Consider the following 20,674-nt stretch of genomic DNA (forward strand, 5'->3'; position numbering starts at 1 on the left):
TCGTTCCCTCTCGCGGGAGCTCGTCCCGCACAGCACGCGTAAGATGAGAAGATTCGGGAAGGTGAGTGGATGGCGGAGCCGCAGACGTCGTCGCAGGGATCCAGTCTGCGACGACTGGTGCCCCGCATCTTCTCGCGCGCGTCCAGGATCAACGACCTCGACAACCTGATCCGCACCGTCCGTGCCAACCACCCCCGAGGTGACTTCCCGGTCATCGAGCGCGCCTACGCGGTCGCCAAGGAGAAGCACGAGGGCCAGAAGCGTCAGAGCGGCGAGCCGTACATCACGCATCCGCTCGCGGTCGCGCAGATCCTCGCCGAACTGGGGCTGGGCCCGCGGGCGATCGCCGCAGCCCTGCTGCACGACACGGTCGAGGACACGGGCTACGCGCTGACCGATCTCACGGCCGAGTTCGGCGACGAGGTCGCGATGCTGGTCGACGGCGTCACCAAGCTCGACAAGGTCAAGTACGGCGAGAGCGCTCAGGCCGAGACCGTCCGCAAGATGATCGTCGCGATGTCGAAGGACATCCGCGTGCTCCTGATCAAGCTCGCCGACCGCCTGCACAACGCGCGCACCTGGGGTTTCGTCCCGCCGGAGAAGGCGGCGAAGAAGGCCAAGGAGACGCTCGAGATCTACGCGCCGCTGGCCAACCGACTCGGCATCCAGGCCATCAAGTCCGAGCTCGAGGACCTCTCGTTCGCGGTGCTGCACCCGAAGATCTACAACGAGATCCACAGTCTCATCGCGCAGCGCACGCCGCAGCGGGAGAAGTACCTCGGCCAGGTCGTCGAGGAGATCGACGAGGATCTGCGCGATCTCCGCATCCGCGGCAAGGTCGTCGGACGCCCGAAGCAGCTGTACTCCGTCTACCAGAAGATGGTGATCCGGGGCCGCGAGTTCGACGACATCTACGACCTGATCGGGATCCGGGTGCTCGTCGCCTCGGTCCGTGACTGCTACGCGGTGCTCGGTGCGATCCACGCCCGGTGGACGCCGCTGCCCGGCCGGTTCAAGGACTACATCGCGACGCCGAAGTTCAACCTGTATCAGTCGCTCCACACCACGGTCATCGGGCCAGCGGGTCGCACGGTCGAGATCCAGATCCGCACGCACGAGATGCACCAGCAGGCGGAGTACGGTGTCGCCGCGCACTGGATGTACAAGGAGCGGATGAACGGCGGCGGCAAGACCGAGGTCCGCGCCTCCGACACCGACATGGCCTGGCTCGCCCACATCTCCGACTGGCAGGCCGAGACGGCCGACCCGGGTGAGTTCCTCGACTCCCTGCGCTTCGAGATCGGCGCCAAGGAGGTCTACGTCTTCACGCCGAAGGGGCGTGTGATCGGTCTGCCGTCCGGTGCGACACCCGTGGACTTCGCGTACGCCGTGCACACCGAGATCGGCCATCGCACGATGGGCGCGAAGGTCAACGGACGCCTCGTGCCGCTGGAGTCCGAGCTGAAGAGCGGCGACGTGGTCGAGGTGTTCACCTCGAAGAACCCGGATGCCGGCCCCAGTCAGGACTGGCTCGGATTCGTGGCGAGCACCCGCGCACGGAACAAGATCCGCGGCTGGTTCACGAAGGAGCGTCGCGAAGAGGCGATCGAACAGGGCAAGGAGGCGATCGCTCGGGCGATGCGCCGGCAGAACCTGCCGCTGCAGAAGCTGATGAGCCAGGACTCCTTCGCGGAGGTCGCCCACCAGCTGCACTACGAAGACGTCTCTGCCCTGTACGCCGCCGTCGGTGAGGGACACGTCTCGACGCAGTCCGTCCTCGAGAAGGTCACCGCGCTCGTCGCGGCGAGCGACCCGGCGACCGGCACCATCGACCTTCCCGGGAGCGTCCCCACCCGCGAACCGCGTTCGGGCGACTCGGGCGTCCTGGTCCGCGGAGCCGCCGACATCCTGGTCAAGCTCGCGAAGTGCTGCACCCCGGTTCCGGGCGATGCGATCGTCGGCTTCGTGACGCGCGGCAGCGGCGTCTCGGTGCACCGTGCGGACTGCGTCAACGTCAAGGCGCTGAGCGCCGAGCAGGACCGCTTCGTCGACGTCTCCTGGGCGCCGACGACGAAGAGCGTGTTCCGCGTGCAGATCCAGGTCGAGGCGCTGGATCGCTCCGGTCTGCTCTCCGACGTGACGAGGGTGCTCAGCGAGCACCACGTCAACATCCTGTCGGCGACGGTCACGACCAACGACGAGCGCCTCGCGCTGAGCCGGTTCGTGTTCGAGATGGGCGATGCCGTGCACCTCGATCGCGTGCTGAACGCGGTGCGGAGGATCGACGCGGTCTACGACGTGTACCGCGTCACCTCGTCCTGAGGTCCAGACGCTCCAGCGCCGCGAGACCCACGCGGCTCCCCGGCACGCGTCGGAGGGAGCGGAGCACGGGTGCCGTCTCCGCGGGGAGTCCGGGGCGGAGCAGCGCCAGGCGCTCCATCCACGCCTGCATCCGGGGATCCCTGTGCAGGGCGGTGGCGAGATCGAGCATCGTGCGCGCGGGCGTCGAGACGGCGATCCCGCCGATCAGCTGCATGTCGGGTGCGGGCAGCACCGTGTCGTGGAAGACGAGGCGCGCGCTCGTGCGCGGACGAAGGCGTCGGTCCACCGCGCGCTTGACGTGGTGGACCGACGGGGCCGCATCGCCGGCGCCGTGGATCCACGCCGCCGTCGGTCCCGACGCCGCTGTTCCCGGATGCACGAAGACGGCGACGGATGCCGCGCGGAGATCGGCTGTCTCGACCAGGTCGGCCGGCGCATAGGCCTCGCCGATCTCGAACACGTGCCCGTCGATGCGGGCGGCACTCAGCTCCGCCTGGCTCAGGCGGGCGCCGGGCACATACAGGAACGCGGGGTGCATCACGCCAGTGTGGCGTGATGCACCCCGCGTGCGAGCGATCGCGGTCGACCTGTGGAGAACCGGGTCAGCCGCCCAGTGCGCTGAGCCAGGTGCGTCGAGCCTCGAGCGCATCGGCGGCAGCCTTCGCCGCCTTCTTGTCGCCGGCCTTCTCCGCCGCCGCGAGCTCGGCCTCGAGCTTCTCGATCGCCTCGAGCAGCTGCGAGCTCATGTCGTTGGCGCGGGCCTTGGTCTCGGGGTTGTTCTTCTTCCAGTCGACCTCTTCGCGCGCCTTCAGAGCCTGCTCGATGACGCGGAGGCGGTCGTCCAGAGCGCGCTCCTTCTCCCGGGGGAAGACGCGTCCGATCTCGTCCCACTGCTGCTGGATGCGGGTGAGCAGCGCGCGGGCGCGCTTGATGTTCGACTCGTCGGCGACGGCCTTGGCCTCTTCGAGCAGGGCCTGACGGGCCTCGATCTTCGGGCCGGACTCGGCCTCCTCGGCGGCGGCTTGCTCGGCACGGGCGGCGTAGAGAGCGTCTCCTGCCGCCTTGAACTTCGCCCAGAGCGCGTCGTCGGCCTTGCGCCCGGCTCGGCCGGCGGCCTTCCACTCGTCGAGCAGGTTGCGGTAGGCGGGGATGCCGTCGGTGCCGCGCGGGGCGAGAGCCTCTGCGCGCTCCACCAGACGGGACTTCGCGTCTCGAGCGACCTTGTGGGTGTCGTCGAGCTCGGAGTAGAAGGCGCGTCGCTGCTTGTCGACGACGGCGCGAGCATCGCGGAATCGCTTCCAGAGCTGCTGCGAGATGCCCTTCGACAGGCGAGGGCCGGTCTGCTGCTGCGCCTGCCAGGCGTCGAACAGCTCGCCGAGCTCGGCCGTGACCTGCTTCCACTGGACCTTGCTGAGGTCGCGCCCGGCGATCGCCTCGGCGCGCTCGACGAGGACGGTCCGCTCGGCGATCGCCTTGTCGACGAGCTCCTTCGCCTGCTGCGCCTCCTGCTCCGTGGCCTCGGAGAGCGATGCGGTGAGGGCGTTCAGACGGTCGCGCAGACCGGCGAGGTCTCCGACGGCGGCGGCATCCGTCGCCTCGTCGATGAGGTGACCGGCCTGCTTGGCGAGATCGCTCGCGGACGCCCCGCCCGACTGCTGACGCTGCTCGAGCGCGTGCACCTTGAAGGCGATGTCGTCGAACTTGCGCACGAAGTAGGCGAGCGCTTCGTCGGGGGTCCCGTCGGGGTACTGGCCCACCACGCGCCAGGCGTCGCCCTCGCGCACCTCGACGGTGCCGTCCTCGGACACGCGGCCCCATTCGGCGGACGACGACGAGGATGCCGGGGCCGGGGCGACCGGCGGCACGACGGCCGGTGTCGGCGCCTTCCGGGGCATCGGCACGGCGGGGGGTGCGGGAACGGGGGGAGTCGGCTTCGACGGCTCGGTGGCAGACACGGTGATTCTCCTTGCGCGGTAAGGCCGCGGGAGGCGGAAAGGACGAGGCTCAGCCTAGTACGCCCGCGGGTTGCCGGTGAGGCCCGCCGTTCTCACATCATCGTTACCGATCTGTGAGGAGATCGTTCGACGGGTGAAACATGCAGCGTCCTCTCCGAGAAACACGGCGCTCCTATCGTCGCCAGCACGACAGTTCCCCCGGTCGACAGGAGCCCCATGAACGACACCGCATCCACGCCGCACGAGATCCTGGTCGTCGGAGCGGGCATGGTGGCGCATCGATTCGTGGAGAGCCTGCTCAGCCGCGCCGACGCGGATGTGCGCGTCACCGTCATCGGCGACGAGGGGCGCGGGCCATACGACCGCGTGGGGCTGACGAGCTTCTTCTCGGGCGCCACCCCGGACGACCTCGAACTCGACCGCTCGGTCTTCCGCGACGCGCGGGTGCGTCTGATCCAGAACGATCGCGTCCTGCGCATCGATCGCTCCGCCCGCTCGGTGCGCACGCGCTCGCGTCGCAACTACGACTACGACACGCTCGTGCTCGCCACCGGCTCCTACGCCGCCAGGGTGGCCGTGGACGGCGCCGATCTCCCCGGCTGCTTCGTCTACCGCACGCTCGACGACGTGCAGGCGCTCCGGGACTTCGTCTCCCGGCGGGCGAGCGCGCTCGGCCGCCCTCTGCGCGGCGCGGTCATCGGCGGCGGCCTGCTGGGCCTGGAGGCGGCGGGTGCGCTCCAGGGGCTGGACGTCGACACCACGGTCGTGCAGTACTCGGACCGCCTGATGTCGGCGCAGCTCGATCAGGCCGGTGGCGGCATGCTGAAGCGTCTGCTCGAGGCCCGCGGCATCACGGTGCGCACGCAGGCACGGACGACGAGGCTCGACCCGGACGAGTCCGGGGCGGTCACGGCACTGGAGTTCCAGGACGGCTCGTTCCAGCGGGCCGATGTCGTCGTGTTCACGGTCGGCGTGCGCCCGCGGGACGAGTTGGCGCGAAACGCCGAGCTGGAGGTGCACCCGCGGGGCGGTGTGCTGATCGACGAGCGGTGCGCGACGTCCGACCCGAACATCCTCGCGATCGGCGAGGTCGCCAACTTCGACGACCGATGCGTCGGCCTCGTGGCTCCGGGGTACGCGATGGCGGAGGTCGCGGCCACCCGGCTGCTCGGAGGAGACGCCGGCTTCCCCGGCTACGACGAATCCGCCAAGCTCAAGCTCTCGGGTGTCGACGTGGCGAGCTTCGGCGATGCGCTCGCCCGTACCCCCGACGCGCTCGACGTCGTCTACGCCGATCCCGTGGCGGGCGTCTACAAGAAGCTCGTGCTCTCGGACGACGCGCAGACGCTGCTCGGCGGCATCCTCGTCGGCGACGCGAGCGCCTACGGCTCGCTGCGGCCGCTCGTGGGTGCCAGGCTCGGTGCCGATCCGTCGGCCTACCTGCTGCCGGAAGGGGGCAACGCCGCACCGATGGGGGAGCTCCCGGACGAAGCCGTCGTGTGCTCGTGCTCCAACGTCTCGGCAGGGCGGATACGCCAGGCCGTGCACGAGGAGGGCTGCCGGGATGCGGCGGCCGTCAAGGGGTGCACGAAGGCGGGCGCGACCTGCGGCTCGTGCGTGCTGATGGTCAAGAAGGTGGTCGGGCAGGAGCTCACCAAGCTCGGCCAGACGGTGTCGAACGCGCTGTGCGAGCACTTCGACATGTCGCGCCGTCAGCTGTTCGACGCCGTGCGGATCGCCGAGCTGTCGACGTTCAGCTCGATCGTCGAGCGCTTCGGACGCGGTCGCGGCTGCGACATCTGCAAGCCCGCGATCGCCAGCATCCTGTCGGGACTCGTCGGCCAGCACGTGCTCGAGGGCGAGAATGCCACGCTCCAGGACACCAACGATCACGTGATGGCGAACATGCAGAAGGACGGCACCTACTCCGTCGTCCCGCGGATGCCGGGCGGCGAGGTGACGCCGGACGGTCTGCTGGCGATCGGGCAGATCGCGAAGGACTTCGCCCTGTACACGAAGATCACGGGCGGTCAGCGCATCGACATGTTCGGCGCGCGTCTGGAGCAGCTGCCGCTGATCTGGGAGCGGCTGGTGGATGCCGGCTTCGAATCCGGTCACGCCTACGGCAAGTCGCTGCGCACGGTGAAGTCGTGCGTGGGGTCGACCTGGTGCCGCTACGGCGTGCTGGACGCGGTGGGCATGGCCGTGAAGCTGGAGCTGCGGTACCGCGGGCTGCGCGCACCGCACAAGCTGAAGCTCGGTGTCTCGGGATGCGCGCGGGAGTGCGCGGAGGCCCGCTCGAAGGACGTCGGGATCATCGCGACGGAGAACGGGTGGAACATGTACGTCGGCGGCAACGGCGGCTTCACGCCGCGGCACGCGCAGCTGCTCGCGTCGGAGCTCGACGACGAGGGTCTGATCCGCGCGATCGACCGGTTCTTCATGTACTACATCCGCACGGCCGATCGGCTGCAGCGCACGGCTCCCTGGTGCGAGGAGGTCGAGGGAGGACTCGACGGCCTCCGGTCCGTGATCTTCGACGACAGCCTCGGGATCTGCGACGATCTCGACGCCGCGATGGCGCTGCACGTGGAGCACTACGAGGACGAGTGGGCCGCGACGCTGAAGGATCCCCAGAAGCTCGAGAGGTTCCGCTCCTTCGTCAACGCGGCGGACACCCCTGACCCGTCCCTCGGGTACGTGGCCGAGCGCGGGCAGATCAGGCCGGCGACGGCCGAGGAGCGACGTTCGGGCGCGGTCCTGATCGCCGGGACGGCACTGGAGGTACGACGATGACCGGTCTGATCGCGGAGGAGACCCTGGTGCGCATCTGCGCGATCTCCGACCTCGAGGTCGAGCGCGGGCGCGCGGCGCTGCTCGGCAGCGAGCAGCTGGCGCTGTTCCTGCTCGCCGACGGCACGGTGCACGCTGTGTCGAACCTCGATCCGTACAGCGGCGCGAACGTGATCTCCCGCGGCATCGTGGGGACCAGGGGAGAGGCGCCGACGGTCGCGTCGCCGTTGCACAAGCAGGTGTTCGACCTGCGCACCGGGGCGTGCCTGGAGACGCAGGGGAAGCCGGATGCGTCGTTGCGGGTGTACCCCGTCCGGGTGACGGCCGACGGGGTGCATGTCGACGTCGCGGGGGCTGCCGCTGGGGAGGACGGCGCATGATGTTCCGATTCCGTCGGAGGAGGACGGCAGGATCGTGGACGAGCGGCGGATCGACGCGTGTAGGGCGCGTCGATCTCGTCGGCGGCGGACCGGGGCCCGCCGATCTGATGACGCTGAGGGCCCATCGTCTGCTCGCCGAGGCCGACGTGGTGGTCGCCGATCGGCTGGGTCCGGCGGACGAGGTGCGGGCGCAGCTCGGTCCCGACGTCATCGTCATCGATGTCGGCAAGCGTCCGGGGCATCACCCGGTGCCGCAGGCGCAGATCAACGCGCTCCTCGTCGACCATGCGCGGGCGGGAAGGCGCGTCGTGCGCCTGAAGGGGGGCGATCCCTTCGTCCTCGGTCGTGGAGGCGAGGAGGTGCTCGCCTGCGAGGCCGCGGGCATCCCCGTCTCGGTGACACCCGGAGTGAGCAGTGCGATCTCCGTGCCCCAGGCGGCCGGCATCCCGGTGACGCATCGCGGCGTGGCATCCGCCCTGCACGTGGTGAACGGCCAGGGGCCGTTCACCGACAGCACCCTGTCGTCGCTCGCCGACCCGTCCGTGACCACGGTCGTGCTGATGGGCGTGGCCGCGCTCCCTCGGCTGGTGGATGCGGCGCTCCGACACGGCATCCCCGCCGATCGTCCGGTCGCTGTCGTCGAGAACGGGCACACGCCGCGACAGCGCACGGTGCGCAGCACCCTGGGCGCTATCGTGGCCGACGCAGAGGAGGCCGCCGTGGTCAATCCCGCCGTGATCGTGATCGGCGACGTCGCACGCGCCGGACTGCTGCTACCCACGACGTCGCAGTTCGCGGAGAGCTCGGCGTGACGAACACACCCACACTCGACTCCGCGCTGGCCGGCTGCACGATCATCGTCGCCGCCGACCGCCGCTCGGTCGACCTCGCGACGGCGCTCGAGCGGAGGGGAGCACAGGTGCATCGTGCTCCCGCGCTCAGCATCGTCGCGAACGCGGATGACGCGGAGCTGATGCTCCGGACCGAGCAGCTCATCTCCGCGCCGCCGGACATCGTCGTCGTCACGACCGGCGTCGGGTTCCGCGGGTGGATGGATGCCGCGCACGAGCACGGTCTCGATGAGCGCATCGGCGCGGCGCTGCGCGGTGCGCACTTCGTCGCCCGCGGACCCAAGGCGCACGGCGCGATCCAGCAGGCAGGGTTCACCGCCGACTGGGTCGCGGAGTCGGAGACCTCCGCGGAGGTCGGCGAGTATCTGCTCGCCTCGGGGATCTCGGGCAAGCGGATCGTGGTCCAGCACCACGGCGCCGGATCCGACGGGCTCGACGAGCTGCTGACGGAGGCCGGTGCCGAGGTCGTCAGCGTGACGGTGTATCGCTGGGGACCGCCGCCCGACCCCGAGGTGGTGCGCCGGTCGGCTCGCCAGGCGGGCGCGGGCGAAGCGGATGCCGTGCTCTTCACCTCCGCTCCCGGAGCCGCTTCCTGGCTCGCCGTCGCCGAGGAGGCGGGAGTGCTCGACGACATCCGTCGCCGTGCCGCGACCGGCAGACTGCTCCTCGCCGCGGTCGGCCCCATCACGGCGGGACCGCTGCTGTCGGCCGACCTGGAGACGACGATCGCGGACCGCGGGCGCCTCGGATCACTCGCCCGCTGTGTGATCGCGCATTTCGGCGGCGGCCGTGCGCCGTCGCTGGAGACGGATGCCGGGCGCCTCGAGGTGCGCAGCGGCGGCGTGCTCATCGACGAGCGCTTCGTACCGCTGTCGCACACGGCCGCGCGCCTCATCGAAGCGCTGTTCGTCGCGGGCGGCCGCGTGCTCTCGCGTGCCGAGATCGGACGCGTCCTCCCCGGCAGCGACCGCAACGGCCACGCGGTCGAAGTCGCGGTGGCCCGGCTGCGCGAGTCGCTGTGCGGCGCCGAGCTCGTGCAGACCGTCGTGAAGCGCGGTTATCGGCTCGCGGTCATCGAGTACTGACCGGACGCGGAGTCGTGGCCGGCTACTCCGCCGGGGTGTCCGAGGGGATCGGAACCGGGGTCTCGACCGGCGCCTCGGTCGGCGCGGTCGTCGGCTCGACGGTCGGCGTCGGCGTGGGCTCAGGAGCGGTGACCTGCGCATGCACGACCTGGCTGGCGATGGCTGCGAGGACGATGACGGACCCGGCGATCGCCGCGATGGCGTTGTCGCGCGTGCGGCGACGGATCTGCCCCTGATGCCAGATCGTGCGCGCGGTGTGCAGACGGGTGCGGCGCTCGGCCTGAACGCGCTCCTGCCGGGTGCTCCTCGAACCGCGTGCGGCCATGCCTCGATCTCCCATCCGTGCGACGGTGCGTCACGTCGCCTCAGAGCCTACCGTCGGCGGCGGGGTGCGTTGAGCGTCACCCGAGTGTCGTGACCCGCCAGTAGCCTGGTGGGATGACGTCCCCTGCCGCGCTGCTCTCCGGGCAGACGCCTCTCGCCGTGCGCATGCGCCCGGTCTCCCTCTCCGAGGTCGCCGGGCAGCGTCATCTTCTGCGATCGGGCTCGCCGATCGTGGCACTCGCCGACCCGGAGGCGACGTCGCCGGGTGCGGTGTCGATCATCCTCTGGGGTCCTCCCGGCACGGGCAAGACCACTCTCGCTCAGGCGATCGCCCGTTCCTCGGGGCGCCGCTTCGTCGAGCTCTCGGCGGTGACCGCCGGCGTGAAGGACGTGCGCGAGGTGATGCAGGAGGCGATCACCCAGCGCGACCTCTACGGTCAGACGACGATCCTCTTCCTCGACGAGATCCATCGGTTCACCAAGGCCCAGCAGGATGCGCTGCTCCCCGGGGTCGAGAACGGCTGGGTCATCCTGATCGCGGCCACGACAGAGAATCCGTCCTTCTCGGTGATCTCCCCGCTGCTGTCGCGGTCGCTTCTGCTCACGCTGCAGCCGCTCACCGACGACGACATCGGCCTGCTGGTCGACCGGGCGGTCGGCGACGCGCGCGGTCTGAACGGTGCCGTCGCGCTGAGCGATGAGGCGCGGTCCGCGCTCATCCGTCTCGCGTCCGGCGATGCCCGTCGTGCGCTCACCGGTCTCGAGGCCGCCGCCGCGGTGGCGCTCTCGCATGCGGCCGACGCCCCGGCGAAGGGCAGGAAGAAGAAGGACTCCGAGGCGAGTGTTGCGCCGGCGGTCTCCGCCGACGACGTCTCGCAGGCCGTCGACAAGGCGCTGCTGCGCTACGACCGTCAGGGCGACGAGCACTACGACGTCATCAGCGCGTTCATCAAGTCGATCAGGGGTTCCGACCCGGATGCCGCGCTGCACTACCTCGCCCGCATGATCGAGGCGGGGGAGGACCCGCGGTTCATCGCGCGGCGCCTGGTGATCTCGGCATCCGAGGATGTCGGTCTCGCCGACCCGCAGGGCCTCGTCATCGCGGTCGCCGCCGCCGACGCCGTCGCGTTCATCGGAATGCCTGAGGGGCGCATCCCGCTGGCCGAGGCGACGGTGTACCTGGCGACGACGGCGAAGTCGAACGCCGCGTACGTCGGCATCGACGCCGCGATCGCCGACATCCGCAAGGGCGGCTTCGGCCGGGTGCCCGTGCATCTGCGCGACGCGCACTACCCCGGCGCGAAGCGGCTCGGCCACGGCAAGGGCTACGTCTACTCGCACGACAGCGAGTACGGCATCGTGCCGCAGCAGTATCTGCCAGACGAGCTCGACGGCCGGCGGTACTACGAGCCGAAGACCCTCGGAGCCGAGCGCGACGTCGCCGCCCGCCTGGAGCGGATCCGCCGCATCCTCGGCGATCGCTGAGCTGCCTTCATCGAGCCGACCGGCGATCTGTTAGACTTGACCGGCTCGAAACCGAGTTTTCGGGCATCTCCTCGTTCACACCCCACCTGGCCGGTGCCCCGGCGTGCGCTCCCAGGCAGAACGCGGACGATACGTCCGTGAGTCGCGAAAGACGCGACCACGTCATCGGAAGGACAGCTTCGTGACCACGAAGTCCCAGGACCGCCGCAAGGTGCGTCTCAGCCGCGCCCTCGGCGTCGCTCTCACCCCGAAGGCCGCCCGCTACCTCGAGAAGCGTCCGTACGCTCCGGGTGAGCACGGCCGCACCAAGCGCAAGGCCGACAGCGACTACGCCGTCCGTCTGCGTGAGAAGCAGCGTCTGCGCGAGCAGTACGGCATCCGCGAGAAGCAGATGCGCAACACGTTCAACGAGGCTCGTCGTCACGACGGCCTGACCGGTGAGAACCTGGTCGAGCTCCTCGAGATGCGTCTCGACGCGCTCGTCGTGCGTTCGGGCTTTGCCCGCACCACCGCGCAGGCTCGCCAGCTCGTCGTGCACCGTCACATCCTCGTCGACGGCCAGCTCGTCGACCGCCCGTCGTTCCGCGTGAAGCCGGGTCAGCTCATCCACGTCAAGCCCAAGAGCGAGGGCACCGAGCCCTTCCAGGTGGCGGCAGCCGGCGGTCACGCCGAGGTGCTTCCCCCCGTTCCCGGCTACCTCGAGGTCGAGCTCGACAAGCTCCAGGCTCGTCTGCTCCGTCGTCCGAAGCGCGCCGAGGTCCCCGTGACCTGTGAAGTGCAGCTCGTCGTCGAGTACTACGCAGCTCGCTGATCCAGCGATCGAGTAATTCGCAGAAGGCGTCGGGGCAACCCGACGCCTTCTGTCGTTTCCGCCTACGATGGAGAAACCGCGCCTTCGCGGATAGAGGCAAGGATGGTGACATGAAGAGCTTGCGATGGTTCGTGTTCGGTCTGATCGGCGGCTTCGTCGTCGCTCATTTCATGGACAAGGACCCGCGGGGTCACGACATCCTCGCCGAGGTCGATGCCCGGATCAACGGATTCACGGCTGCCCTCGGCGATGCCTATCGCGAGCAGGAGGCACGGCTCACGGAGCCGGGCAAGAACTGAACCCTCGCTGCGCCTCGGCGCGGCATTCTCACGCAAGGACACCCGGCACTCTATGAAAACTGCGGAGATCGCGCAGCGCTACCTCGATTTCTTCGAGAAGAACGACCACGTCATCGTCCCGTCGGCCTCTCTGGTCAGCGACGATCCCTCCCTGCTGTTCACGGTGGCCGGCATGGTGCCGATGATCCCGTACCTGACCGGCGTGGTGCCTGCACCCCACCCCCGGATCGCGGACGTGCAGAAGTGCATCCGCACCAACGACATCGAAGAGGTCGGTCGGACCGCTCGGCACGGCACGTTCTTCCAGATGCTCGGCAACTGGTCGTTCGGCGACTACTTCAAGGAAGGCGCCATCCGCTACGCCTGGGAGCTGCTCACCAGCTCCGAGGCCGACGGCGGCTACGGATTCGACGAGAAGGACCTCTGGGTCACCGTCTACGAGACCGATGACGAGGCCGAGGCGATCTGGCGCGACATCATCGGGCTGAAGCCGGAGCGCATCCAGCGGCTCGGCCGCGCCGACAACTACTGGAACACCGGCCAGCCCGGTCCCGGCGGCCCGGACTCCGAGATCTTCTTCGACCGCGGACCCGCGTACGGCAACGACGGCGGACCAGCCGCGGACGACTCCCGGTTCCTGGAGATCTGGAACCTGGTCTTCATGCAGGACTTCATCGAGAACATCCGCAGCAAGACCGAGTTCGACATCGTCGGCGAGCTGCCGATGAAGAACATCGACACCGGCATGGGTCTCGAGCGCGTCGCGTTCCTCAAGCAGGGCGTCGACAACATGTACGAGACCGATCAGGTGCGCCCCGTGCTCGACCGCGCGGTCGAGCTGTCCGGACGCCGCTACGGCGCGTCCCATGAGGACGACGTGCGCTTCCGCGTGATCGCCGATCACGTGCGCTCCTCGCTCATGCTGCTGTCCGACGGCGTGCGGCCGTCGAACGAGGGCCGCGGATACATCCTTCGCCGCCTCATGCGGCGCACGGTGCGCGCGATGCGTCTGCTCGGCGTCGACGAGCCCGTCTTCCCCGAGCTCTTCGCGACATCGCGCGACGCGATGAAGTCGGCCTACCCGGTGCTCGAGAAGGACTGGTCGACGCTCTCCGCGTCCGCCTTCGCCGAGGAGGAGACGTTCCGGCGCACGCTCGTGGCGGGATCGACCATCCTCGACCTCGCGCTCGATCAGACGAAGCAGGGCGGGGGCAAGACGCTCAGCGGCCCCGAGGCGTTCCTGCTGCACGACACGTACGGCTTCCCGATCGACCTCACGCTCGAGGTCGCCGAGGAAGCAGGGCTCGACGTCGATCGTGCCGCTTTCGACTCGCTCATGCAGGAGCAGCGTCAGCGGGCCAAGGCCGACGCGCGCAACCGCAAGCGCCAGCTCGCCGACGTCTCGGTCTACCGTGATCTCCGTGCGCTCGGCGAGACCGGCTTCGACGGCTACACCGCGCTCGAGGTCGAGTCGCGCATCCTCGGCATCCTGGTCGACGGCGCCGTCGTGCGCAGTGCGTCGGAGGGGCAGATCGCTGAGGTGGTGCTCGCCGAGACGACGCTGTACGCGGAGTCGGGCGGTCAGGTGGCCGACAAGGGCACCATCGTCGGCCCCGGGTTCGAGCTCGAGGTTCTCGACGTGCAGCGTCCGGTTCCCGGTCTGATCAGCCACACCGTGGAGGTCACGCGGGGCACCGTCGCCGTGGATGACGCCGCGACGACGGTAGTGGACGCCGCGAACCGGCGTGCCGCGCGTCAGGCCCACTCGGCGACGCACCTCGTGCACGCCGCCCTTCGCGACACCCTCGGACCGACGGCCACGCAGGCCGGCTCCCTGAACCGCGCCGGGTACATGCGTTTCGACTTCTCGTGGTCGCAGGCGCTCTCGGGCGAGACGCGCTCCGAGATCGAGGAGATCACCAACCGTGCCGTGCAGGACGCCCTCGAGGTGACCACGCGCATCGTCTCGCTCGACGAGGCGAAGGAGGCCGGCGCGATGGCCCTCTTCGGCGAGAAGTACGGCGACGTGGTCCGCATGGTCGACATCGGTGGCCCGTGGTCCCGTGAGCTGTGCGCGGGCACCCATGTCGGCACCAGTGCGGAGATCGGTCTGGTCAGCGTCGTCGGAGAGTCGTCCGTCGGCGCATCCAACCGTCGGATCGAAGCCCTCGTCGGCGCGGACGCGTTCCGCGAGCTGGCGGCGGAGCGGGCACTCGTGTCGCAGCTCACCGCCTCGCTGAAGACGCCGCGCGAGCAGCTGCCCGAGCGGATCGCCGATCTGGCGGCCAGTCTCAAGGCCGCCGAGAAGCGCATCGCGCAGTACGAGGCGAAGGAGCGCGCCGGCCAGGTGCCGGCCATCGCCGATGCCGCGCAGCGTGTCGGGTCCTTCCTCATCGCCGCGCAGTCGCTCGGCGAGGTCGCCTCGGCCGACGATGTGCGAGAGCTCGTCCTCGGTGTGCGCGACCGTCTCGGGTCCGAGGCCGCGGTCGTCGCTCTCGGTGCCGTCGTGGGCGGACGGCCGGTCGTCGTGGTCGCGACCAACGACGCCGCCCGCACCGCGGGTGCCAAGGCCGGTGTGCTCGCCAAGCGAGCCGCGGGTGTGCTCGGCGGCGGAGGCGGCGGTCGTGACGACGTCGCACAGGGCGGCGGTACGGACGCTTCGGCGCTCCCCGCTGCGCTGGAGTCCGTCTCTCAGGAGCTGCACGCCGCGTGAGCGGGTTCCGCCGCGGGGTGCGCCTCGGCATCGACGTGGGCCGTGCTCGGGTCGGTGTGGCGCGATCCGACCCCGATGGAATGCTCGCCGTGCCCGTGGAGACCGTTGCCCGCGACGACCTCTCGATCGACCGCATCATCGAGATCGCCGGAGACTACGACCTCCTGGAGTTCGTCGTCGGACTTCCGGTGAACATGCAGGGGGCGGACACGCCGTCGACGACGGACGCGCGCGAGTTCGCCGCCGCGCTCGGCCGGCGCAGCGGTGCGCCGGTGCGGCTGGTGGACGAGCGCCTCAGCACCGTCACCGCCCATGCGGCGCTGCGGTCCTCCGGGCGATCACAGAAGAAGTCTCGTAGCATTGTTGATCAGGTCGCCGCCGTGGTGCTGCTGCAGCAGGCGATCGACACGGAGAAGAGCACCGGAAACCCGGCCGGTGCCACGATCCCGGTTGACGAGGAGCCCGCCTGAACATGTCCGAACGCGAGAGTGCTTCCCCCCAGCACGATCCGGGCGCCCGCCTGGGCGACCTGTTCGAGAATCTGCCCGCCCCGACACGTCAGATCCCGACCGTCGACAACAGCGCCCCGACGCCGGGTTCGCGCCGCGCCGCGCGCGAGGCCGCCGGTCGGCCCTCGGAGTCGCACGACTCGGCGGGCTCGCCGGGCTCGGAGCCGACGAGCGAGGATTCCGCGAACACGGAGCCTGCGCGCCGCGAGCCCTCTGCCGCGGATGCCCTCTTCGCCTCCGCAGCGTCGCCGCAGCAGGATGCATCCGCCTCAGCGGCGACGTCCCCGAAGTCGACTTCTCCCGACCCCGCTCCGCCACTGGGCGGAGGGCTGGACGATCTCTTCGCTCCGCATGAGGAGCACCCCGCCGCCCGGCGGCCGAAGAAGAAGCGGCGAACCGGCTGCCTGATCGCCCTGGCCATCGTGCTGGTGATCGTGGGAGGCCTGGCCGCCGGTGGAGTCTGGGCCTGGAACACATACGGAGACAAGATCAGCGAGGCGCTCGGCTGGAGCGGTGCCGCCGATTGGGAGCCCGGTATGGCGACGGGCGAGGTGATGGTCACGATCCGCGAGGGCGACACCGGAGGACCGGTGTCGACCGCTCTCTACGATGCGGGCGTGACCAGGACCGAGGACGTCTTCTACGACTACCTCATCAACGAGAACCTCGCCGTGACGTTCTACCCCGGCATCTACCGGCTGCAGGAGAAGATGACAGCCGAGGCCGCCCTCGCCGCTCTCAAGGACGAGAAGAACAAGCTCGAGAACACGGTGTCGATCACCGAAGGCGGGACGATCGCCTCATCGCTGGCGAACATCGCCGAGACGCTCGGCATCCCGCTCGCGGACTTCGAGGCCGCTGTGGCCGATCCCGCGGCCTACGGCGTGTCCGCACCGTCTCTCGAGGGATGGCTCTTCCCCGCGATCTACACCTTCGATCCCGAGGTGACGGCGACGCAGGTCATCCAGCGGATGGTCGATCGCACACGGGAGTCGCTCGCCGCGGCAGGGGTCCCGGACGACGAAGCGGAGCGTGTGCTGACCATCGCCTCGATCATCGAGCGCGAAGGCCGCCTGGACGACTTCGCCAAGGTGTCGCGGGTGATCCAGAACCGCCTCGACATCGACATGCTCCTGCAGATGGACTCGACGGCTCAGTACGGGTACGGCTCGCTGCACGAGGGCGTCGTGTCGAGCTCGGCCGAGGCACTCGCCGACGACAACCCGTGGAACACCTACGTCCACACGGGACTCCCGGTCACGCCGATCGCGAGCCCGAGCGACGCGGCGATCGACGCGGCGATGAACCCGGCCGACGGGCCGTGGCTCTACTTCGTCACGGTCAACCTGGCCACGGGCGAGACCCAGTTCTCCGAGACCCTCGCCGAGCACGAGCAGGGTGTGGAGAAGTGGCGCGAGTGGTGCCGGGCCAATCCCGACGGCGGCTGCTGAGCCAGTGACCGCCTCGTATCTCGCCGTCTGGGGAGACCCGATCGCGCACTCGAAGTCGCCTGCGCTGCACGCGGCCGCCTACCGTGTGCTCGGTCTCGACTGGGAGTACGGGCGACGGCAGGTCGATGCGGCGGCGTTCGCCGACGCCCTCGACGGGCTCGACGCCCGGTGGCGCGGCCTGTCGCTCACCATGCCCTTGAAGGAGGAGGCGTTCCGTGCCGCCGCATCACGTGATGCGCATGCGGAGCTGACGGGCGCCGTGAACACGCTGCTGCTCGGCGACGTCATCGCCGGCTACAACACGGATGTCGGCGGCATCGTCGACGCGCTGGCCGAGGCGGGGATCACCGAGACGCGCTCCGTGCGCATCCTCGGTGCCGGCGCCACGGCGGCATCCGCGCTCGTCGCCGCCGCCGATCTGGGAGCGGAGAGCGTCGAGATCTCGGCGCGCCGCCCGGAGCGCGCTGCCGGTCTCATCGCTCTGGGGGAGCGCATCGGCATCTCCGTCGAGGCACGCCCGCTCGACGATGTCGCGGCCGAGACCGATCTGACCATCGCGACGCTCCCGAGCGGAACCGTTCTTCCCGAGGGTGCCGCGTCGGCCCTGGCCGCGCGAGGGGGCGCGCTGTTCGATGCGGCCTACGCCCCCTGGCCGTCCGCCCTCGCGGCGGCATGGGGCGGTGCCACCGTGGTGTCCGGACTCGGGATGCTGCTGCATCAGGCCGTGCGCCAGATCAGGATCTTCCATCACGGCGACCCGTCGACGGCGCTGCCCGACGAGGCCGCTGTGGTGGCCGCCATGCGCGCCGTGCTCTGATCCGGAGGGGCCCGAACGAAACGCGGCGCAGGACAGGCCTGATCGCATGGGAGACTGGAGCAATGCTCCGCGTGCTCACGGCCGGCGAATCGCACGGCCCAGAACTCATCGCCGTCATGGAGGGTCTGCCCTCCGGCGTGCCGGTGTCGTCCGAGGCCATCCAGGCCGATCTCGCCCGCCGCAAGCTCGGCTACGGCCGCGGCTCGCGGATGAAGTTCGAGCAGGACGAGCTGTCGATCTCGGGCGGCGTCCGCCACGGCAAGACCCTCGGCAGCCCGATCGCACTGCGCATCGGCAACACCGAGTGGCCGAAGTGGATCGAGGTCATGAACCCCGAGCCCGTGGAGCTCACCGACAAGTCCCGTGGTCGCAGCGCCCCGCTGACGCGTCCGCGTCCCGGGCACGCCGACCTCGTCGGCATGCAGAAGTACGACTTCGACGAGGCGCGTCCGATCCTCGAGCGCGCGAGCGCCAGGGAGACCGCCGCCCGCGTCGCGCTCGGCGCGATCGCCCGCTCCTTCCTCGGCGAGCTCGGCATCCGTCTCGTCAGCCACACTCTCTCGATCGGACCGGTCCGGGTGCCCGAGGGCTCGGCGCTCCCGACCCCCGACGACGTCGACGTGCTGGACGCCGATCCGCTGCGCTGCTTCGACCCCGCGTCCTCCGCGCTGATGGTCGCCGAGGTCGACGACGCGAAGAAAGACGGCGACACGCTCGGCGGCATCGTCGAGGTGCTCGCGTACGGCCTCCCGCCGGGCCTCGGCTCGCACGTGCACTGGGACCGCCGCCTGGACGCCCGTCTCGCCCAGGCGCTGATGAGCATCCAGGCCATCAAGGGCGTCGAGGTCGGCGACGGCTTCGAGACGACGCGCCGACGCGGCTCGGCCGCTCACGACGAGCTGTTCGCCACGGCCGACGGGATCTCTCGTGGCTCCGACCGGGCCGGCGGCACGGAGGGCGGCATGTCCACCGGGACCGTGCTGCGCGTCCGCGCGGGCATGAAGCCCATCGCGACGGTCCCGCACGCACTGCGCACGATCGATGTGGCGACGGGGGAGGACGCGACCGCGCACCACCAGCGCTCCGACGTCTGCGCCGTTCCGGCTGCCGGAGTCGTGGCGGAAGCCATGGTCGCTGTCGAGCTCGCCCGCGCCGTGCTGGAGAAGTTCGGCGGCGACAGCGTCCGCGAGACGCGTCGCAACCTCGAGGGGTACCTCGCGGGCATTCCGGCGGAGCTGCGCACGACTCCCGCGTCCGAGGCGGCGCTCATCGCGCATGACGAGCGCGACTGACCCGCTCACGCTGGTGCTGGTGGGCCCGATGGCCGCCGGCAAGACCAGCGTCGGCAGGCGCGTGGCGCGCCGGTTGAGCGTGCCGTTCATCGACACCGACAAGCGGATCGTCGCCGCGCACGGCCCGATCCCGACGATCTTCGCCGAGCACGGGGAGCCGCACTTCCGCGAACTGGAGCGCGCCGCTGTGGCCGCCGCGCTGTCGGAGGGCGGGGTGATCTCGCTCGGCGGCGGCGCGGTGACGGATGCCGGCACGCGCGCGCTCCTGCGACAGCATCCGGTCGTCTTCCTGACGGTGAGCGCGGATGCGGTGGCCGATCGCATCCGCGGCGGGAGCCGTCCGCTGCTGGCGGGGGAGGACCCTGTGGACCGCTGGATCCGGATCTTCGAGGAACGGCGCGACTGGTACGACGAGGTGGCCTCGACGACGTTCGACACGTCGCGACGCCCGATGCAGAGGATTGCCGACGAGATCGTGGCATGGAGGAGAGAACAGCGATGAGCACGACGACCATCAGTGTCACGGGGAACGACGAGTACGACATCACCATCGGACGGGGTGTGCTCGATCAGGTATCCGCCGCGCTCGCGCCGACCGTGCGCAAGATCCTCGTGGTGCACCCTCCGACGCTCGCCGCTCGCGCCGCCGAGCTGCGCGACCGTCTGCTCGCCGACACCGAGAACGGACAGCGCGAGGTGCTTCTCGCCGAGATCCCGGATGCCGAGCAGGGCAAGCGCGTCGAGGTGGCGGCCTTCTGCTGGCAGGTCATGGGACAGGCGGACTTCACCCGCAGCGATGCCGTGATCGGCTACGGCGGAGGCGCGGTGACCGACCTCGCGGGCTTCGTGGCCGCGACGTGGCTGCGCGGGGTGCAGCTCATCCAGGTGCCCACGACGGTGCTCGGACTCGTGGACGCGGCTGTCGGAGGCAAGACGGGCATCAACACCGCCGAGGGCAAGAACCTCGTCGGCGCGTTCTGGGCGCCGGCCGCGGTCATCGGCGACCTCGACGAGCTCGCCAGCCTCAGCCCGAACGAGGCCACCGCCGGTTTCGCGGAGGTCGTGAAGGCGGGATTCATCTGGGCGCCGGAGATCCTCGACATCGTCGAAGCGGATCCCGCGCGGGCCGTCGACCCGACGACCGAGGAGTTCCGCCGCGCCGTCGAGCTCGCCATCGACATGAAGGCCAAGGTCGTCTCCGACGACTTCCGCGAGGCGGGCCTCCGCGAGATCCTCAACTACGGCCACACCCTCGGTCACGCGATCGAGCACGCGGAGCGCTACCGCTGGCGGCACGGCGCGGCGGTGTCCGTCGGCATGCTCTACGCGGCGGAGCTCTCGCGTCTGGCGGGGCGTCTGTCCGACACCGCGGCCGAGCGGCACCGGACCGTGCTGGAATCCCTCGGCCTGCCGACCACGTATCGCGCCGGTGCGTGGCCGCAGCTGCTCGCGACGATGCAGCGCGACAAGAAGAGCCGCGGCGGGATGCTCCGCTTCATCCTGCTCGACGACATCGCGAAGCCCACCGTGCTGCAGGCCCCCGACGAGTCGCTGCTCTTCGCCGCCTACCAGGAGGTCGGTGCGTGA

General features: G+C 70.1%; 18 protein-coding genes. 15 read left to right on the forward strand and 3 right to left on the reverse strand.

Annotation, left to right across the window (positions count from 1 at the left end; translation table 11 throughout):
- Positions 1-69: 69 nt before the first annotated feature.
- Entirely contained in the window at positions 70-2,322 is a 2,253-nt protein-coding gene (locus MRBLWH11_RS14675; protein ID WP_116634911.1) for a bifunctional (p)ppGpp synthetase/guanosine-3',5'-bis(diphosphate) 3'-pyrophosphohydrolase, read from the forward strand.
- On the opposite strand, the gene MRBLWH11_RS14680 is transcribed toward MRBLWH11_RS14675, so the two are convergent.
- Positions 2,309-2,860 (reverse strand): type IV toxin-antitoxin system AbiEi family antitoxin, encoded by a 552-nt coding sequence (locus tag MRBLWH11_RS14680; RefSeq protein WP_165808038.1) that lies wholly within the window; start codon positions 2,858-2,860, stop codon positions 2,309-2,311. The genes MRBLWH11_RS14675 and MRBLWH11_RS14680 overlap by 14 nt on opposite strands.
- Before the next feature lie 64 nt (positions 2,861-2,924).
- The gene (locus MRBLWH11_RS14685; protein WP_207769938.1) at positions 2,925-4,277 is read right to left on the reverse strand and encodes a DUF349 domain-containing protein; all 1,353 of its coding nucleotides are present in this window, start codon (positions 4,275-4,277) and stop codon (positions 2,925-2,927) included.
- 216 nt (positions 4,278-4,493) lie between these two features.
- Here MRBLWH11_RS14685 and nirB point away from each other — a divergent pair, with 216 nt between their 5' ends.
- Genes nirB through MRBLWH11_RS14705 form a run of 4 tightly spaced genes read left to right on the forward strand, consistent with a single transcriptional unit; the run spans position 4,494 to position 9,386 of the window.
- A complete protein-coding gene (gene nirB / locus MRBLWH11_RS14690) occupies positions 4,494-7,073 on the forward strand; it encodes a nitrite reductase large subunit NirB (RefSeq protein ID WP_341945383.1) in 2,580 nt (859 codons plus the stop codon).
- Positions 7,070-7,450 (forward strand): nitrite reductase small subunit NirD, encoded by a 381-nt coding sequence (gene nirD, locus MRBLWH11_RS14695; protein WP_116634913.1) that lies wholly within the window; start codon positions 7,070-7,072, stop codon positions 7,448-7,450. Before nirB ends, nirD begins: the two co-directional genes overlap by 4 nt.
- Positions 7,447-8,262, forward strand: a complete 816-nt coding sequence (gene cobA, locus MRBLWH11_RS14700) for a uroporphyrinogen-III C-methyltransferase (RefSeq protein WP_341945384.1) — start codon at positions 7,447-7,449, stop codon at positions 8,260-8,262. The genes nirD and cobA overlap by 4 nt, the downstream gene beginning before the upstream one ends.
- Positions 8,259-9,386 (forward strand): uroporphyrinogen-III synthase, encoded by a 1,128-nt coding sequence (locus tag MRBLWH11_RS14705; protein WP_116634915.1) that lies wholly within the window; start codon positions 8,259-8,261, stop codon positions 9,384-9,386. The genes cobA and MRBLWH11_RS14705 overlap by 4 nt, the downstream gene beginning before the upstream one ends.
- Positions 9,387-9,408: 22 nt before the next feature.
- Here MRBLWH11_RS14705 and MRBLWH11_RS14710 read toward each other — a convergent pair whose 3' ends face one another.
- Entirely contained in the window at positions 9,409-9,711 is a 303-nt protein-coding gene (locus tag MRBLWH11_RS14710) for a hypothetical protein (RefSeq protein WP_243408872.1), read from the reverse strand.
- 113 nt (positions 9,712-9,824) lie between these two features.
- Between MRBLWH11_RS14710 and MRBLWH11_RS14715 the strand changes: the two genes are divergently transcribed.
- The 10 genes from MRBLWH11_RS14715 to aroB all read left to right on the forward strand — a co-directional run bounded on the left by MRBLWH11_RS14715 (position 9,825) and on the right by aroB (position 20,674).
- Complete coding sequence (locus tag MRBLWH11_RS14715) at positions 9,825-11,195, forward strand: replication-associated recombination protein A (protein ID WP_341945385.1); 1,371 nt, start codon at positions 9,825-9,827, stop codon at positions 11,193-11,195.
- 181 nt (positions 11,196-11,376) lie between these two features.
- On the forward strand, positions 11,377-12,006 hold the full coding sequence (gene rpsD / locus MRBLWH11_RS14720; RefSeq protein WP_116634918.1) for a 30S ribosomal protein S4: 630 nt from the start codon (positions 11,377-11,379) through the stop codon (positions 12,004-12,006).
- 110 nt (positions 12,007-12,116) lie between these two features.
- Positions 12,117-12,305 (forward strand): hypothetical protein, encoded by a 189-nt coding sequence (locus tag MRBLWH11_RS14725; protein ID WP_116634919.1) that lies wholly within the window; start codon positions 12,117-12,119, stop codon positions 12,303-12,305.
- A gap of 52 nt (positions 12,306-12,357) precedes the next feature.
- Positions 12,358-15,018, forward strand: coding sequence for an alanine--tRNA ligase (gene alaS, locus MRBLWH11_RS14730; RefSeq protein ID WP_116634920.1), 2,661 nt, complete (start codon positions 12,358-12,360; stop codon positions 15,016-15,018).
- Entirely contained in the window at positions 15,015-15,488 is a 474-nt protein-coding gene (gene ruvX / locus MRBLWH11_RS14735) for a Holliday junction resolvase RuvX (protein WP_341945386.1), read from the forward strand. The genes alaS and ruvX overlap by 4 nt, the downstream gene beginning before the upstream one ends.
- 2 nt (positions 15,489-15,490) lie before the next feature.
- Positions 15,491-16,978, forward strand: a complete 1,488-nt coding sequence (mltG, locus tag MRBLWH11_RS14740; protein ID WP_341945387.1) for an endolytic transglycosylase MltG — start codon at positions 15,491-15,493, stop codon at positions 16,976-16,978.
- A gap of 4 nt (positions 16,979-16,982) precedes the next feature.
- Positions 16,983-17,795: a shikimate dehydrogenase gene (locus MRBLWH11_RS14745; protein ID WP_341945388.1), complete on the forward strand. Its 813-nt coding sequence runs from the start codon at positions 16,983-16,985 to the stop codon at positions 17,793-17,795.
- Between the two features lie 62 nt (positions 17,796-17,857).
- On the forward strand, positions 17,858-19,087 hold the full coding sequence (gene aroC, locus MRBLWH11_RS14750; protein WP_341945389.1) for a chorismate synthase: 1,230 nt from the start codon (positions 17,858-17,860) through the stop codon (positions 19,085-19,087).
- Positions 19,071-19,589, forward strand: a complete 519-nt coding sequence (locus MRBLWH11_RS14755) for a shikimate kinase (protein ID WP_341945390.1) — start codon at positions 19,071-19,073, stop codon at positions 19,587-19,589. The genes aroC and MRBLWH11_RS14755 overlap by 17 nt, the downstream gene beginning before the upstream one ends.
- Positions 19,586-20,674, forward strand: coding sequence for a 3-dehydroquinate synthase (aroB, locus tag MRBLWH11_RS14760; protein WP_116634926.1), 1,089 nt, complete (start codon positions 19,586-19,588; stop codon positions 20,672-20,674). The genes MRBLWH11_RS14755 and aroB overlap by 4 nt, the downstream gene beginning before the upstream one ends.

This window comes from Microbacterium sp. LWH11-1.2 (assembly GCF_038397745.1).
Taxonomy (GTDB): domain Bacteria; phylum Actinomycetota; class Actinomycetes; order Actinomycetales; family Microbacteriaceae; genus Microbacterium.

Coding starts and splice junctions, on each gene's coding strand:
- MRBLWH11_RS14725 (WP_116634919.1), top strand. CDS start 12,117: ATGAAGAGCTTGCGATGGTTCGTGTTCGGTCTGATCGGCGGCTTCGTC.
- cobA (WP_341945384.1), top strand. CDS start 7,447: ATGATGTTCCGATTCCGTCGGAGGAGGACGGCAGGATCGTGGACGAGC.
- MRBLWH11_RS14715 (WP_341945385.1), top strand. CDS start 9,825: ATGACGTCCCCTGCCGCGCTGCTCTCCGGGCAGACGCCTCTCGCCGTG.
- MRBLWH11_RS14710 (WP_243408872.1), bottom strand. CDS start 9,711: ATGGCCGCACGCGGTTCGAGGAGCACCCGGCAGGAGCGCGTTCAGGCC.
- mltG (WP_341945387.1), top strand. CDS start 15,491: ATGTCCGAACGCGAGAGTGCTTCCCCCCAGCACGATCCGGGCGCCCGC.
- aroB (WP_116634926.1), top strand. CDS start 19,586: ATGAGCACGACGACCATCAGTGTCACGGGGAACGACGAGTACGACATC.
- nirB (WP_341945383.1), top strand. CDS start 4,494: ATGAACGACACCGCATCCACGCCGCACGAGATCCTGGTCGTCGGAGCG.
- nirD (WP_116634913.1), top strand. CDS start 7,070: ATGACCGGTCTGATCGCGGAGGAGACCCTGGTGCGCATCTGCGCGATC.
- MRBLWH11_RS14755 (WP_341945390.1), top strand. CDS start 19,071: ATGACGAGCGCGACTGACCCGCTCACGCTGGTGCTGGTGGGCCCGATG.
- MRBLWH11_RS14680 (WP_165808038.1), bottom strand. CDS start 2,860: ATGCACCCCGCGTTCCTGTATGTGCCCGGCGCCCGCCTGAGCCAGGCG.
- alaS (WP_116634920.1), top strand. CDS start 12,358: ATGAAAACTGCGGAGATCGCGCAGCGCTACCTCGATTTCTTCGAGAAG.
- aroC (WP_341945389.1), top strand. CDS start 17,858: ATGCTCCGCGTGCTCACGGCCGGCGAATCGCACGGCCCAGAACTCATC.
- MRBLWH11_RS14675 (WP_116634911.1), top strand. CDS start 70: ATGGCGGAGCCGCAGACGTCGTCGCAGGGATCCAGTCTGCGACGACTG.